This window comes from Microcoleus sp. CZ3-B2, assembly GCF_036705055.1.
GTDB lineage: Bacteria > Cyanobacteriota > Cyanobacteriia > Cyanobacteriales > Microcoleaceae > Microcoleus.
Map to the genome: position 1 here is coordinate 20399 of NZ_JAUBTN010000073.1, position 13286 is coordinate 33684.

Below are 13286 nucleotides of genomic sequence, written 5' to 3' on the forward strand. Positions count from 1 at the left end.
TGAGTTCGATTAATTGGGTATGGGGATGCCAAAGTTAGACGATTTGAGATTTTGCATTTTTCGATTTGAGATTGGGAAAGATTGATTTTGCTAGGGTTTCTGGTGTTATGTAAAAAATTGTGAATTTTTAGGATTTAGCACGACGGGCTGGGGGACTGGGAGATTTGGGGGAAAGTGGGAGATTTGGCAGATTTGGGAGATTTGGCAGATTTGGCAGATTGCTGGAGAGTGGGAGATGAGGAAAATCTTCCTTCTTCCTCCAAAATCAGACTAATGACTGATGACTAATGACTAACAACTGCTGACTAACAACTGCTGACTAACAACTAACCACTAACCACTGCCAACTGCCAACTGCTTTCCTAACCACTAACCACTGCCAACTACCAACTGCTTTCCTAACAACTGCTGACGATCGGAATTTCGATCGCAAATTCGGTACCGACTCCGACTTCGGAAACGCATTCAAGCCGCCCTCGGTGCTTTTCTACGACTAAGTGGTAGGAAATAGACAGCCCCAAACCCGTACCCTTACCGACTGGTTTGGTAGTAAAAAATGGGTCAAATAATTGGCTGCGAATATCATCCGGTATGCCCCGCCCGTTGTCAGAAATGCGGATCGCTACAGAATCGCCAACAACTTCAGTGCGAATTGTAATAGCGGGAATAGTTAAGGGAGAACTAGGAATCGATGGCGGTGAATTTTTACCATTTTTACTCGCCCACTCCCCGTTATAGATTTCTTCATCTAAGGCATCAATCGCATTACCGAGAATATTCATAAATACTTGATTTATTTGACTGCCACAGCACTCGACGCGGGGCAAATCGCCGTATTCCTTAATAATGTGAATTGCTGGATGTCTGCCTTGAGCTTTGAGTCGGTGCTGCAAAATCAACAAAGTGCTGTCGAGTCCTTCGTGAATGTCAACGGGTTTGACGTTAGATTGATCCGATCGCGAAAAATTACGCATGGACAAAACTATTTGGCGGATGCGTTCGGTTCCTACTTGCATTGAAGACAGCATCTTAGATAAGTCTTCCACCAAAAAATCGATTTCCATCTCTGCTGCTGCTTCCCGAATTTCCGAGACTGGTTCGGGATAGTGTTTCTGGTAAAGATCCAAGAGTTTGATCAATTCTTTGATGTAATGATTGGTGTGGGACAGATTGCCGTAGATAAAATTCACGGGATTGTTAATTTCGTGGGCGATGCCGGCAATCATTTGTCCCAAAGAAGACATTTTTTCGGTTTGGACTAATTGACTTTGAGTTTGCTGCAATTTCCGCACTGTTTCTTCTAATTGCTGTGCTTGATTTTTCAAGCAAGTTTGCTTTGTCCGCAGCACTTCTTCGACTCGCTGGCGCTTAATAATATCTCGTCTCAATAATTCGTTTGATTCTAAAAGTTGGGCCGTGCGTTCTTCAACTTGTTTTTTTAAGTCGTCGTGGGCTTGGCGCAGGGCTTCTTGGGCGCGCTGCTTCTCTAAAATTTCTTGCTGCAAAAGTTGGTTTGTTTTCTGCAATTGGGCGGCTCGATCGTCTACTGCTTGCTGCAAAAGCTCGATCGTCCCGTACATTTCAGATTGGTTAAAAACTTGCGGCAAACTTGTTATGGAGATGACACCCAAAAGTTCTCTCTGACTGCCAACTACTACCAAACGGCGGACTCCGTGTCGCTGCATTTCCTGGTGGGCCCGGAAGAGGGAATCGGCAGGAGATATGCAAAATAAAGGCGCACTCATCGCCTCAGTGGCGGAAATTTGGGAAAGGTTTAATTCGAGGGCGTGAAACTGCACGATGTCGCGTTCGGTGACAATACCGACGGGAATAAGGTAATTTTCTATTGGTACGATCGCCCGCTGTGGATGCTGAATTGGTTTTTCGACAATGACGATACAACTAACTCGATGTTTGACCATTAGCACGGCTAAATCGAGGGCTGAGGCAGTTTCTGGGGCACAAATGACTTCCTTAGTCATTACATCTTCTGCAGAGCGTAAATTCGTGAGTAAGTTGACCGGTTGCAGGGCTTCGTGAATGGCTTCGCGGGTGATGATTCCCACGAGTCGATCGCCCTCATCCACTACGGGTAAGTGCCGGATTTGGTACTGGCGCAAGGTGAACATAGCTGTGAAGATGTCTTGAGACTCGGATTGTTTGAGGGTAATTGGCGATCGAGTCATGACATCAGCAATGGTCAGTTTGATGGCGCAAGCTTCGACGGTTGTTAGCTTGACGATATCCCTTTCTGTAAAAATGCCGATCGGGCGATCGTCCTCCACAACTATGACGCAACTGCGCTTTGCCGGGCCCGGAAGAGCTTTTTGTTTTTCGCTACAAAGCTGACACGAGACGCGCATCGGGTTCATGAGAGCTAACACTTGGGCGATCGGGGTTTCTGCAGCCACTGTGAGGGGGTGGCGGTCGATCGCCCGATCTAAAGGTGAGAAGTAGAGCGGTGGGCTGTTGCGCTCTACAGGGGATTCTGATGGTTTAATTACTTGTTGCGGGACTGAATCTAGGAAATGCTGTAAATTTTCTTCTTGTAGCATGGTGATTATTAATTTTTCTTAATGACTTGTTACAATTTGGCGCGCGCGGGTTGCCAGAATTAGCATTAATTAAGCGGTTTACCGACCGATAAACAGATACAACCCTCCCCCTGGCTGTGGTGGAAAGCCCCAAATTTTAGACTGATGTTCGGACTCTGGCGATCGATCTGTGAAGTAAATAAAGTGAATAAAAAATAGAAAATGGAAAATTGACTTACGGTCGATCGCCTCAAATCTGATTGCTAGAAAACCTCTGATTTAATTTTTATTTGTTTAAATCCTATGTCGTGGACACCATTAAATCATCGAATTCATCACTTGCCGCTCATCCTGGCCGGTCCGATTTTGCGCCGGACTGAAACAGGGGCGGTGACAGTTTGGCTGGCTCTGAAAGCACCCCGCGAAGTAGAACTCAAGGTTTATGCGACTGAGGGCGGCACCGGCGAAATTCTCGGTGCACCGTTACTCCAAGGTACGAACACTACCGTGGCGATCGGGAAATACCTGCACGTAGTGGCCGTGACGGCTAAACCGATCGACAGCAAAGTCTTGACATACGGAAAAATTTATGCTTATGACATAGAGTTTGCTGCGAGTCCTGATTCGCCCTCGGAGGTTGCAGTTCCAGAAAATGAGAAAGAAAATCTCCTTTCTTGCTTGTGGCCTGCATCCCCTAATTTGTCAGTTTCCTCGCCGGAGACGATCGGTTATTTCCCTCACGGGTTGCCGACTTTTGCCCTGCCACCGCAGGATTTAAACTATTTGCGTATCGTTCACGGTTCTTGTCGCAAGCCCCAGGGAGACGGCAGAGATGCACTGCCAATCTTGGATAATTCGATCGCACAGTTTGCAGGAATGGCAAATTTTCGTCCCCACCAACTGTTTTTAACAGGCGACCAAATTTACGGGGATGACGTTGCAGATCCCCTGCTGTGGGCTTTGACGGATGCTGGCGATACACTTTTGGGCTGGGAAGAAAATTTGCCCCTGATGAATGATGCCCAAATTAAAAAGAATTTGAATTTGTGTATCAGTATACCTAAAAATTCAGAAAACGAAAATGTAGTTGGCCAAAAAAGGGAAATTTTTAGAGAGTCGCCTATTCGGAAACAGTCTAAGGCTGAGTCTGACTACAAAAAGCCAATTGAGTTAAAGCCGGGGACTCGCAGCGATATTGCCAGAGATTTTGCCGGCTTTACGGCGATGTTGGTGAATAAACCGGATAAGGCGAAAAGTCATTTGTTCGGTTTGGGCGAATATTGCGCGATGTATTTGTTAGTTTGGTCGCCTGTACTTTGGTGCGATACTTTTCCGAAGGGTAAGGATATTTGTCTAGATTCTGGGCGGGCAAAAGTCTGGGATAGAGAAGTTGCTGAACTTGGCGGTTTTGCTGGCAATTTGTGGAGGGTGAGGCGGGCGCTGGCTAATATTCCGACTTATATGATTTGTGACGATCATGATGTTAGCGATGATTGGTATTTGAATCGGGAGTGGTGTTACCGGGTGCTGGGTAAACCGCTGGGACGCCGGGTGGTGCAGAATGCTGTGCTGGCTTATGCTGTGTTTCAGGCTTGGGGAAATACGCCCGCACAGTTCGATGGCGAAAATGTCGGAGATAAGTTATTAAAGGCTGCCCAAAAGTGGTCGAATTCGGCGGGGACTGATGTTGCTGTTTGGGAAGAGGCGGCTTCGTATTTGGGGATTCCGGCGGTCGATCTTGAGACTGGTTTGCCGAAGTTAAAGTTAGATGATGATGTTTTGATTTTGGATCGGGAGGGCGAGGGTGTAAGTGAGGTTTTGAGTTGGCATTTTACTGTGAGAAGTTTTAAGCATGAGGTGATTGTGCTGGATACGCGGACTTGGCGGGGATATCCGACCGAAAGTGCGATCGAGCCACCGATGCTTTTGACTCACAAGGGTTTTGAAGAGCAAATTCAGCAGCCATTGCGGGAGACTGATTTGTTGAATAAAACTGGGGAGTTTGAGATTGAGGCGACGCTGGTAGTTTTACCGACTAATTTGGTGGGTTTGTGGATTATTGATGCGGTGCAAAAGTTAGATTTGAAACAGGGAAAGGTTTTTAATAGCGATGCGGGGGATGCTTGGAATTTTCATGAACTGGCTTTTATGAAGCTGTTGTCGGAGTTTTTTAAGCAGCGCGATCGGGTGGTTGTTTTGACGGGGGATATTCACTATGCTGCTGCTGTGCGGCTGAGTTATTGGTCTGACAAGCATTTTGGCATTTGTCGCCCGGATGTTGAGTGTTTGTCCCCTGGATCTGAGTTGGATATAAAATCTCAAATCACAGATAGAAAATATTCTGTGTTGGCGCAGTTAACGGCTAGTGCTTTGATTAATGAAGAGTGGAAAACTCATGTAATTCATACTAAGATTAAGTCGGTGTTTCCAGAGCGATCCCACGAATGTTGGGGATGGAATGAGCCGCTGGAGTTGGTGAAAATTTCGAGAGGTAGCAGAAAGAAGGCTGTGGCTGCTGCTGTGAGGAACAGGCAATTTTTTCCTGATTGGGGCTATCGAATTGACTGGATGAAACGACAAAAAGCTAGGGTATTTTTGCCTCATGAAAATGGTGAGATGTCAACTAGAACGCACAAAAATAAACAATTGTCGTGGCTGCATAGGTTGTGGAATTTTATAGCGCTGTTGTGGCGGAATCGCTGGCTACAAGAGGGTGATGAGGTTGTGGGATACAGTAATATTGCGATCGTCAGTTTTCAGTGGCCGGCTGAGGGTGATGGGGAGAAGGCGGTGATCCAGAATGTCTATTGGCGGCCCCTTTGGGAGCCTGATAGTGTGGTTTACAGTCAGTATTTTGTGCCGCTGGGATTGGATGAAAATGATTAGATTCCCGGCGGTGAGAAACCGCCGGTTTCAATCGCCGAGGATTTCTTTTTTAAGGCAAGTAACCCAAGGTAAATAATATGATATTTTCTAATTTTACCAGTATCTCTGGATTGACTTCACCAATTTTATTTCGCAATCTTGTTTTATCCAAAACTCGCATTTGATGGCACAATGCAACAGAATCTTGAGTCAATCCTCCCTCGCCCCCAGGAATTAAAACACAGGAAGGAAGAGAGGCGCGGCGCAGATTAGTTGTGAGAGGAATACTGATAACAGTAGTTGTGTATCTCGAAATTGTATCGTTTTGAAAAATAATTGTGGGACGCACGCCTGCTTGTTCGGAACCTTGTGTTGGATCGAGGTTGGCAATCCAGATTTCACCTCGTCTGATTGTCATCCCAAATCCTCATGTTTGAGGAGTTCTGAATATTCGCTGATTCCAAGTTCCGCAAGTTGTCGGTCTTCTTCGGCAAATTCGCTGTAGAGTGCAGCTAAGTTAGTTTCATCGATCGCAGGAATAGTCACTAATCTGGCACGGAATTTCAGGAAGCTAATAAATTCAAATACTTGTTGGAGTTGTTCTCGATCGAACTTTTCTAATTCTTGTTGGATTAACTCTCTCATGACAGTTATATTTGTTGTCAAGTTTTCTCAATTATAGAATATATGTGATGTGAAGCATACCTTACCATAATACTCACCTCATCAGAGGCGATCGCCTACCTCTTTGAATATAGCTGAATCCAAGAGGGCGATCGCACCCCTACCAATTTTATTAAATAGCCAAAACTTACGCACCCAACCAAAGAAACCGGGTTTTTTTACGAAAATACTTCGTGTTACCCACAGATTCTCTAAAAAACCCGGTTTCTGAGGCCCCGGTAAGTCCTAATAGCGATCGCCCTTAAACCAACTCTACATCACAGTAACTGGCAATGGGCCCATCACGTAATCCACCATCAAGACCAAAATTTGTGAAATTTGCAATTTCAAGTGACTCACGATTGCCACTTCTACCTGAAACCCTCACGGATTGACCTGATGTAATACAGTCCCCAAAAGCGTTTGGCTTGTTTCGTATCCCAAAACTTATCGTGCCACTGAAAGAGGAAACGGGAATAATTTTGGTTTGTGTTCCATTTGCTGTATCAAGTTCTACGAGAAAATTGTCTATTTCGTTTTTTGAATCGCAGTATGTCAGTGTGTATTGTGCCGTTTGTCCATAGGGGATGCGGTCAGGGATGAGTTCTACTTTAATGGATGAACCTCCTCCTGGCAAACAAGTTGGTGCTGGTTCAGGCGTAGTTGCAGGTTTGTCGCAAAAGTCTAATGGAAAATTATACTTTTTAGCAAGAAACTTTCGGATCTGAGGCAAAAAGTTTGTTTTAGAAGGTTCTGTCGGCTCCTCTTCCCCAAATGAATCAATGAGATCCTTAGTAGATGAAGATAAATCTAAAGTACCTCCTACAGCATTTTCTAAGTCTTCAGCAAGTCCTGCGGATTTGAGAGCTTTCTCAATTCCTATTCCCTTCAATTGATCAATTACCGCATCACCAAGGTCTTTATCGCTACCTGTAAGAAGTTTGCAACTGTAGTCAATGACTGTCAACGCCGTTGATACTCCCTTCAATCCTAGTCCAATAACGTCAAGTGATGCGCTAAGTCCCCCACTAGGAGCAGCAAACAATATACCAGTAACTAATGCAACGTTAGCAACAAAATCCACCACTTTAGCCACTTTGCCAATTCCTTCACAGAAGTCTTTAAGCGGCTGACAATTTGTCGCAAAATCTGGTTGACCAACGGTCGGAGGAGTAACTGGTGGCTCAGGATTAGTAGGTACGGTCGGCTCAATTGGCAGAGGAAAAGTTACAGTATCAAAAATCTGACCATCTTTGATCCGCGATATTACACCTTCCTCTTGGTTTCCATTTTCAGCCTTCTGGCGAGACTGAACTCGTACAGTTTCATTAGAGCCTTCAAGAGTAATATCCGCGCTTGTACCATCTCGATTCAAGCGTGTTGTACTACCACGAACACCCGTTGTGCGATTGGGTACAAATATAACTGACTCTACGAAACGTCCGTCAGCATCATCTTGAAAAACTACTGTATATTTGCTACCATTACTCGCCGGAAATTCCATCTGGAATCTGTTGTCAGATAGCTGTTGCACTTCCGGTAAATCAATTGTAACTTTATCTTCAGGACGCTCTGGTTCCACATCATAAGGTCTGAAACGACCTTTTAAATCGTCCGGTGTCACTCCCAAAACAGTACCTAACAATGACCCTGTTGCAGCCACCTTAATATCCACAGCAGAACCACCAGACGGCTGCACTTTCGACTCCAAAACAATATCGGATTCCCTAAGATTTGTACTAAGTCCGATGAAATCAATTGTTCTTTGAAAGTCGGTGATTAAGTCAAACGTAGGAGAGCCTAAAGCCGCCTCAGAGCGCAGAAAAAATATATCTTGACCTGCACCACCAGTCAGAGTGTCATTGCCCAAATCGCCAATCAGGAAGTCATCGCCATCTTCCCCATTCACAATATCGTTACCGCGACCACCTCGCAAAAAGTCGTCTCCGCCAGCACCGAAGATTACGTCCTTACCTGCGTTTCCGTTAACACCATCAGCAGTTTCACCACCCTGCAAGGTGTCTGCACCTTCACCGCCAAGCAGACCATTTTGGCCCGCACCGCCACTCAGAAAATCGTTTCCCGCACCGCCGTAGAGCAAATCAGCACCACCGAGGCCCTCAATGCTGTCATTTCCTTCATCGCCATAGACGATATCCCCGGATTCTGAGCCAGTAATCGAATCCGCACCGCCTAAACCCCGCAAACCTCCTATGAGGGTATCCAGCAAGCCGATCGCGATCGTAAATGTGTCGCTTCCCTCAGTTAAAATGTAAGCACTACCATCGCTTGAAAGTGAACCACTGCTGACTTGAGAAGTCGATCGCCCGATATCCCCATCAACACTACCGGAGATAAAGTCCTTTCCCGTGTTACCATTCAACAAGTCTGGCGCGATCGAACTTTCTAGCGTATCGTTGCTTCCCAAGCTAAAGATATTCTGGATATTCTGAGCATTCGATACCGTCTCTTGAGTCGTGGCTTTTTTCGAGCCACAGCCGCAATCCGCTTGATTCTTGGCGCTGCTACCGTTCAATATGTCATCGTTCTTGTCCAGCAAAGCTAAATTGTCAGGCATATACTGTTGCTTTGTGTTGGTGATTTAAGAAATCTACCTCACCTGTCTCATCTATGTCATGGCTGAAAAAGCCTGAAAAAGACTGAAAAAGCCCGAAGTTTCCTTAACTTTATATTTCTTCACTTAACCCATGCAGCCCAACGACGATCGCCCGTTGCAAGCCGTCCCTGACGATAACGAATTGCTGAAATTGGTCGATGGTCTAATATTTGAAAAAACAGGTAAACATCTCAACACGCTACAGCAGTTAGTGTTGCAGGGAATGTATGATGGCAAAACCTACGAAGCGATCGCCCGTGACACCCGCTACACTACAAAATATGTCCGAGAAGTCGGCTACAAGCTACTCAAAACTCTATCGGTAGTTATGAATGAAGAGATGCAAAAAGGCAATCTCAAAGCTGCGATCGATCGCAGAAATATTAGCAATACTTCAAACTTCGGTAGAGATTATATTCAATACGTCGAATACGTCCACACCCTCAACCTCAACCCCTGTCTTTCTGGGCCTAGCAAATCTGACAACAAATACGCCACTGAATCGAAATTCAAAACTCAGATCGAACGGCTAGAAATTGATGTTGCTGAAGTCGTTTGTAAGTTGCACAGTCAAGGTATCGAACCCTGCCAAATCGCTCAGTTGCTTGGTCTGCCAGATGTGACGATAGAAACAATATTGCGTGAATTATCATAGCTAAGATGCGAGATATTTGTAGGGTGCCTCGCTGCGAAATTTTCAAGTTGATTTAGAGATGGTCGCTCGCGACTAACCCTAGGATATAAAGTAAAATATAATTAATTATCTCCAAGTTCTTTTTCTTGCAAAATTTGGGTAGCCCAAACCCGATCTTCTTCCGATAGAGACGGTACGGGTTCTCGATCGTAATCGATCCGATAATCATAGCCAGCGCGATCGTAAACACCTGCAAATAATTCTGGTAAGTTAACAATAGGTTCTACATCTTCCTCGCGCAAGGGAAGCGGAAATATAGGTAGAGAATCGCGGAGATTAAAAGCATAAAGTTCGGCAAACGGACGGCGATTACTGGGACTGACTAAAATCCGATAATCGCTTTGAATGGAATTGTTAAGAATGGGCATAGATTCCCATTTTCGTAGTAAATCGATTTCCACTAAATTGGTTAAGCTACCTAAAATACTCTGGCGTTTTTTGAGATAAGTAATTCTTCCTTCTCCACTACGTTTGTTCACAGGAGAAAGAATTTCAATTGCGGTGACAACTTGTTTCGTTGCCATTTCTCGCACTTCCAAATAAGTCTGTTTAATTTTTTCAGGAGCAGGCACTTTGACGGTAGTCGGAAGTGTTATAGTTAAAGTGGCAACTGAACCTGTAGGAATATTCGGGTTATTAGATTGACGCTTAATCGCGACATCGGGGATACCTACTAAAAGGGAGTCGCTGTTACTGTCATTTGGATCGGTAATTTCATAGATGCGTTTGTCGATTGCCACCTCATATTTAGGGCGAATTTGAGGCATGATGGTATCAGCGATCGCGATAATCAATCGATTGTGAGTTTCCTGCCAGAAATCGGGGTGTTCTAAGTAGGGGTCCATTCCAGGAAAAGGTGAAGGCATAGGACTGTTCTCCGATGTATTGACTCTCAAATCATTTTAGCATTTTTAATTTTGTAGGATGCGTCGCTGCGAGATTTTCGAGTGTCCCTGAAAAGTAGGGACACGGCAATGCCGTTTCCCTACAAGAGCGACGCACCCTACGGTATCTACAACAATGTCGTAAATATGAACTACAAAACAGCCGCCACAGTTGCCATCAGCAACCCTTGAAACAATTTCACCCCATCTGTTTCGCCCAACATCGGATCGGATGCTCTCTCAGGATGCGGCATCATTCCTAACACATTGCCAGCCCGATTGCAAAGGCCCGCAATATTATTTAACGAACCGTTGGGATTCCCAGCATCGTTAATTTTGCCCGCCTCTGTGCAGTAGCGAAATAACACTTGATCGTGTTCTTCCAACTCTGCCAAAGTATCGGCATCAGCATAATAGTTGCCTTCACCGTGGGCGATCGGCAAATCGATGATTTCACCCGTAGTATAAGCTGCAGTCCAACGAGTATTACCGCGTTCAACTTTCAACGAAGCGCGATCGCAAATAAAATTCAATCCCGCATTCCGCACCAGAGCACCGGGGAGCAAACCCGCTTCTGTCAACACCTGAAAACCGTTGCAGATGCCGAGTACAAGTTTACCTTGTTTGGCGTGTTCTGCCGTAGCTCGCATCGCCGGAGAAAAACGGGCGATCGCGCCGCACCGCAAATAATCTCCGTAACTGAAACCGCCGGGAATTACAATGATATCAATATCCGAAATATCGGTATCTTCGTGCCAAATCATCCGCGTCGGTTGGTGGAGTAACCCTTGAGTCACCCACACCACATCGCGATCGCAATTTGAACCGGGAAAAACAATAACTCCAAATTTCATTCCTATACCCCCGCTGTTTCTACAGCAACAGGAATTGCAGTCAACTCAAAGCGATAGTTTTCAATAACTGGATTTGCCAAAAGTTGGTCGCAAACGCGATCGAGTTGTTCGCGGGCCTCCGATTCGCCCGCAGCAGTCAGCGTCAATTCAACGTATTTTCCGATGCGGACGCCCTCAACATTGTCGTATCCCATGTGTTGCAAACCGGACTGTACGGCAGTACCGGCCGGGTCTAAAACCGAAGGGCGGAGGGTAACATAGATTTGGGCAAGATATTTCTGAGTCACGGGAATGTTGCGGTGGGTGATGTGCAAGTTAGCGCCATTGTATTCTACAACCAGGTTGCGCGCGATCGACCTGGGAACTCCAAGAAACTGCTACCACCCCCGGAAAATCGTCGTGGAGTACCCAAAATTTTAGACTGCTGTTGGTGTTCCCAGATCGATCTGCAGCAAGTAAATCTCAAATCTCAAATCTAAAACCAACTGACTCTCCCGAGTAAGATAGCCTAGAAGCAGGGACAAATGTGATTTCAGCAGATTACACAAAAAAATTATGAGAACCAACCGCACCCGCAGTCAGGAGCGTATTTTAAACTTGCTCAAAGTCCTGAATCGATCGCTCTCAGCGCAAGATATCTATCTAGAACTGCGAAACAGCGACCAAAGCATGGGTTTAGCAACTGTTTACCGTTCCCTCGACGGTTTGAAGCGGGAGGGCTTCGTTCACGTCAGAACCCTCGCTAGCGGCGAATCTCTCTACGGTGCCGCCCACCAAGACCAACATCACCTCACTTGTCTCGAATGCGGCGCGTCCATCACGATCGATGAGTGCCCCGTCCATCACCTAGAAAGCCAATTACAACAATCTCATTCTTTCAAGATTTATTATCATACTTTGGAGTTTTTCGGATTGTGCGATCGGTGTACTCTCGCTCAACAATCTTAAATTTGGTAATTAGGAATTGGGAATTGGGAATAGCTAATTTTCTCAACAAAAAGCAACCAATTACCAATTACCTATTCCCAACTAATGACTAATGACTAATGACTAATGACTAATCAATCTTATTACCTTCCCCAACGATCGATCGCAATCCTTCCATCGTAGCGGGGATGCTGCGCGGATCCATAAACATCACCTTGCTGCTGTCGCTGCTGCCAATTTTTAAGCCCATATCCAGATAATTTTGAGCTAACAAAAACTGTAAAGCTTCCCGCGCATTGGGGTCGTTTTGCAGGGTTTTACCGATAATTTGCAAGGCCTCAGAAGTAGCTTGTGCTTTCAAAACCTGACTTTGGCGTTCTGCTTGCGCTTTCAGGACGATCGCCTTTTGTTGAGCTTCCGCCTCCAAAATAGTAGCTTTTTGGCGCGCTTCTGCATCCAAAACCTGCGCTTCCGCCTTACCTTTGGCGCTGTTAACTGCCGACTCCCGTTCGCCCTCGGATGTCAAAATCGACGCCCGCTTCCGGCGATCGGCTGCCATCTGCAATTCCATCGATTCCTGTACAGTTTTAGAAGGGATAATATCGCGCAATTCTACCCGCGTTACTTTCACTCCCCAAGGATCGGTAACAATATCTAAATCTTTGAGCAAGATTTCATTAATTTGAGAACGAGCCGTAAAAGTTTGTTCGAGATCCAGTTGACCCATTTCCGCGCGAATTTGAGTCAGCACCATATTTACCATTGCTGACTGAAGATTTTCAACTTTGTAGCAGGCTTTGTCCAAGTCTACAATTCGCCAGTAAACCACAGCATCAACCGTGATCGAAACGTTGTCGCGGGTAATACAAGCTTGCGGGGGAACATCTAAGACTTTTTCCCGAATAGTTTGCTCGTAAACTACGCGATCGAAAAACGGCGTCACAAAATTTAAACCAGGTTCGAGTTTCTTGCCATTATATTTACCTAAAGTCTCTACTAATGCTTGATTTCCCTGATTGATAATCTTGACGGAACCTGCGAGGGCCGAACCGCCTAGTGCTAAAAACACGAGTAAAAATAATTGTTCCACAGTTGCCTCCTATCAATTTTGAATGTTGAATGTTGACTGTTGACTGTTGACTGTTAACTTTTGACTAATGACTACTGACTAATGACTACTGACTACTGACTACTGACTACTGACTACTGACTACTGACTACTGACTACTGACTACTGACTACTGACTA

General features: G+C 45.4%; 11 protein-coding genes. 3 read left to right on the top strand and 8 right to left on the bottom strand.

Annotated elements, in window-relative coordinates; translation table 11 throughout:
- Positions 1 to 398: 398 nt before the first annotated feature.
- Positions 399 to 2555 carry a CBS domain-containing protein gene (locus QUA97_RS24385; RefSeq protein WP_333196666.1) on the bottom strand — a complete coding sequence of 719 codons (2157 nt, stop codon included), beginning with the start codon at positions 2553 to 2555 and terminating at the stop codon, positions 399 to 401.
- A 282-nt stretch (positions 2556 to 2837) separates the two neighbouring features.
- Here QUA97_RS24385 and QUA97_RS24390 point away from each other — a divergent pair, with 282 nt between their 5' ends.
- Positions 2838 to 5420: a PhoD-like phosphatase gene (locus QUA97_RS24390; RefSeq protein ID WP_333196668.1), complete on the top strand. Its 2583-nt coding sequence runs from the start codon at positions 2838 to 2840 to the stop codon at positions 5418 to 5420.
- Positions 5421 to 5469: 49 nt separating this feature from the next.
- On the opposite strand, the gene QUA97_RS24395 is transcribed toward QUA97_RS24390, so the two are convergent.
- The 3 genes from QUA97_RS24395 to QUA97_RS24405 all read right to left on the bottom strand — a co-directional run bounded on the left by QUA97_RS24395 (position 5470) and on the right by QUA97_RS24405 (position 8640).
- On the bottom strand, positions 5470 to 5817 hold the full coding sequence (locus QUA97_RS24395) for a type II toxin-antitoxin system PemK/MazF family toxin (protein WP_194065937.1): 348 nt from the start codon (positions 5815 to 5817) through the stop codon (positions 5470 to 5472).
- Entirely contained in the window at positions 5814 to 6044 is a 231-nt protein-coding gene (locus QUA97_RS24400) for a hypothetical protein (protein ID WP_228049725.1), read from the bottom strand. Before QUA97_RS24400 ends, QUA97_RS24395 begins: the two co-directional genes overlap by 4 nt.
- Positions 6045 to 6324: 280 nt before the next feature.
- Positions 6325 to 8640, bottom strand: a complete 2316-nt coding sequence (locus tag QUA97_RS24405) for a calcium-binding protein (RefSeq protein WP_333196671.1) — start codon at positions 8638 to 8640, stop codon at positions 6325 to 6327.
- A gap of 130 nt (positions 8641 to 8770) precedes the next feature.
- On the opposite strand from QUA97_RS24405, the gene QUA97_RS24410 reads away from it, so the two are divergent.
- On the top strand, positions 8771 to 9334 hold the full coding sequence (locus QUA97_RS24410) for a hypothetical protein (RefSeq protein ID WP_333196674.1): 564 nt from the start codon (positions 8771 to 8773) through the stop codon (positions 9332 to 9334).
- Positions 9335 to 9435: 101 nt separating this feature from the next.
- Here QUA97_RS24410 and QUA97_RS24415 read toward each other — a convergent pair whose 3' ends face one another.
- The 3 genes from QUA97_RS24415 to purS form a co-directional block, all read right to left on the bottom strand.
- Entirely contained in the window at positions 9436 to 10239 is an 804-nt protein-coding gene (locus QUA97_RS24415) for a DUF4058 family protein (RefSeq protein WP_333196676.1), read from the bottom strand.
- Positions 10240 to 10409: 170 nt separating this feature from the next.
- Positions 10410 to 11111 carry a phosphoribosylformylglycinamidine synthase subunit PurQ gene (gene purQ, locus QUA97_RS24420; RefSeq protein WP_333196678.1) on the bottom strand — a complete coding sequence of 234 codons (702 nt, stop codon included), beginning with the start codon at positions 11109 to 11111 and terminating at the stop codon, positions 10410 to 10412.
- A 2-nt stretch (positions 11112 to 11113) separates the two neighbouring features.
- Positions 11114 to 11398, bottom strand: coding sequence for a phosphoribosylformylglycinamidine synthase subunit PurS (gene purS / locus QUA97_RS24425; RefSeq protein WP_194065932.1), 285 nt, complete (start codon positions 11396 to 11398; stop codon positions 11114 to 11116).
- Between the two features lie 268 nt (positions 11399 to 11666).
- On the opposite strand from purS, the gene QUA97_RS24430 reads away from it, so the two are divergent.
- A complete protein-coding gene (locus QUA97_RS24430; protein ID WP_194065931.1) occupies positions 11667 to 12059 on the top strand; it encodes a Fur family transcriptional regulator in 393 nt (130 codons plus the stop codon).
- A 109-nt stretch (positions 12060 to 12168) separates the two neighbouring features.
- Here QUA97_RS24430 and QUA97_RS24435 read toward each other — a convergent pair whose 3' ends face one another.
- Positions 12169 to 13128: an SPFH domain-containing protein gene (locus QUA97_RS24435; RefSeq protein WP_194065930.1), complete on the bottom strand. Its 960-nt coding sequence runs from the start codon at positions 13126 to 13128 to the stop codon at positions 12169 to 12171.
- Positions 13129 to 13286 lie beyond the last annotated feature (158 nt).

Coding starts and splice junctions, on each gene's coding strand:
- QUA97_RS24385 (WP_333196666.1), bottom strand. CDS start 2,555: ATGCTACAAGAAGAAAATTTACAGCATTTCCTAGATTCAGTCCCGCAA.
- QUA97_RS24390 (WP_333196668.1), top strand. CDS start 2,838: ATGTCGTGGACACCATTAAATCATCGAATTCATCACTTGCCGCTCATC.
- QUA97_RS24395 (WP_194065937.1), bottom strand. CDS start 5,817: ATGACAATCAGACGAGGTGAAATCTGGATTGCCAACCTCGATCCAACA.
- QUA97_RS24400 (WP_228049725.1), bottom strand. CDS start 6,044: ATGAGAGAGTTAATCCAACAAGAATTAGAAAAGTTCGATCGAGAACAA.
- QUA97_RS24405 (WP_333196671.1), bottom strand. CDS start 8,640: ATGCCTGACAATTTAGCTTTGCTGGACAAGAACGATGACATATTGAAC.
- QUA97_RS24410 (WP_333196674.1), top strand. CDS start 8,771: ATGCAGCCCAACGACGATCGCCCGTTGCAAGCCGTCCCTGACGATAAC.
- QUA97_RS24415 (WP_333196676.1), bottom strand. CDS start 10,239: ATGCCTTCACCTTTTCCTGGAATGGACCCCTACTTAGAACACCCCGAT.
- purQ (WP_333196678.1), bottom strand. CDS start 11,111: ATGAAATTTGGAGTTATTGTTTTTCCCGGTTCAAATTGCGATCGCGAT.
- QUA97_RS24430 (WP_194065931.1), top strand. CDS start 11,667: ATGAGAACCAACCGCACCCGCAGTCAGGAGCGTATTTTAAACTTGCTC.